Here is a 1,538-nt window from a genome sequence, read left to right on the forward strand (position 1 = left end):
TGAAGTACACCTAAACCCAGAAAGAGAAGCTGCTTAATAAGTAAGCAAATGATGACAACTACCTTGAAAAACGCCGGGTGCTGTTTCTATCTATTAAAAACAACTCGAATAAACTCGTTGATTTAGATTCTTTGTTAATTGATTTTAATAATAAAAATGAATTCTATGATTTCAAGTTAAATCCAGAGCAGAAGAAAGTGTTAACGCTACCAAAAATTATGCTGGAACCAGGCAAATGCGTTGTTATTCCTGTTAGCATTTTAGTACCACCTTTGACACCGTTATCACGCAAAAAAATTGTTCAACATCACGAAGATAGCTATGGTGAAAAAGTCTATGAAGTATTTGAAGAGTCTATAAAGCTTGAAGAAGATCAAACGTTTTTCGTTTACGGTGAGCAGTGGAATGTAAAACGCTTAAACTATCAAAAAGGTGGGCGTTCATTTTCAACAGACATCAGATGTTTTGAGCCAACAAATACATTTACTCTGAACGTAGGGTGGCAGATTGGTTCGTGTCCGCATTTATTTTGTATAAAAGCTGATAAGATCGTTTATGAAAGAGAACTGCTAGCATCTTGTGTGTCTAACGTTGGGGAAGACCTTTTTGTTGTCCCAAGCTCAGTCAGTCGGTTAGTCATAGCTGAAATTGAAGACGAGATTACAACTATTAAGTGTTTGAGTGTAAACGGTAACGCGTTAGTCCACGATCTTACCCTTAAAAAGGGAGATGCCTACGAGTTTAATGTAAACGAAGGGGACGTTGTAGAAATTGTGGGCTTGTATGAACCATACCTTAGTCAAATGAGTAACATTCCTGTTGGTAATAAACGAAACGATCTGATTTGTAACTATATACGAGGCTATAACAGGAAGGGCTAACTGAATCGGGCGTCAATTATCAATTTACAAAAGAGGATATAATGAAAGGTATTTACTACAGAAATACATGTACGAATATACCCAATTGGGTAAATAATTTGCATGAAAAGCAGCCAATTGGATACGCGTATGAAACAGAAACTCACTTTGTTCATCTGTATGGCAAGGACGAGGGTCTAAATGTAATTTCTGTTGGACTTACAGCTATTGAAGCGAAGTCAGGTACTTTAGAAGAATGGGTTACTAAAGTATTTGGTGCTCAGGATATAAAAAGTCTGTCTCTACCTGTTGGGAATTCAACTCAAGGAGTATGGCGCCCATCGTTGTACTACTATCAGGATATTGAAAAAGCTCTCGATATTGACCTTTTTGAAAAAAGGTCTGCTGAGCAAGCGCTAAGAGTACTTATAGAGAAGCTAGACGACATACTGTTATACGTAGAACCTGATGCAAATGGTTTAAATTCCTATGGTCACAAAAGTAGAGAGCTTTTAATTTTAGCATGTACTGAGGTTGAAAACTCTTGGACTTCATTGTTCAAGAAAGCCAACATACCGCCAGCAAATGGTCGGATGTTTACTACTATACCCGTGATCATTGAAGGTGCTTGATTTTTAGTAAAATCAGGATCATGCTACGAACTATGATAATTACACT

2 protein-coding genes are annotated in these 1,538 nt (G+C 37.1%); both read left to right on the forward strand.

The features are described 5' to 3' along the window. Positions 1-77 precede the first annotated feature (77 nt). Positions 78-881, forward strand: a complete 804-nt coding sequence (locus Q1A70_RS19865) for a hypothetical protein (RefSeq protein WP_299695740.1) — start codon at positions 78-80, stop codon at positions 879-881. Between the two features lie 41 nt (positions 882-922). Beyond that, the gene (locus Q1A70_RS19870) at positions 923-1,492 is read left to right on the forward strand and encodes a hypothetical protein (protein WP_299695742.1); all 570 of its coding nucleotides are present in this window, start codon (positions 923-925) and stop codon (positions 1,490-1,492) included. The last annotated feature ends 46 nt before the right edge of the window (positions 1,493-1,538 follow it).

This window comes from uncultured Vibrio sp. (assembly GCF_947488985.1).
Classification (GTDB): Bacteria; Pseudomonadota; Gammaproteobacteria; order Enterobacterales; family Vibrionaceae; genus Vibrio.

Excerpts from the sequence above, each read along its gene's own strand:
- Q1A70_RS19870 (WP_299695742.1), top strand. The coding sequence starts at position 923 with ATGAAAGGTATTTACTACAGAAATACATGTACGAATATACCCAATTGG.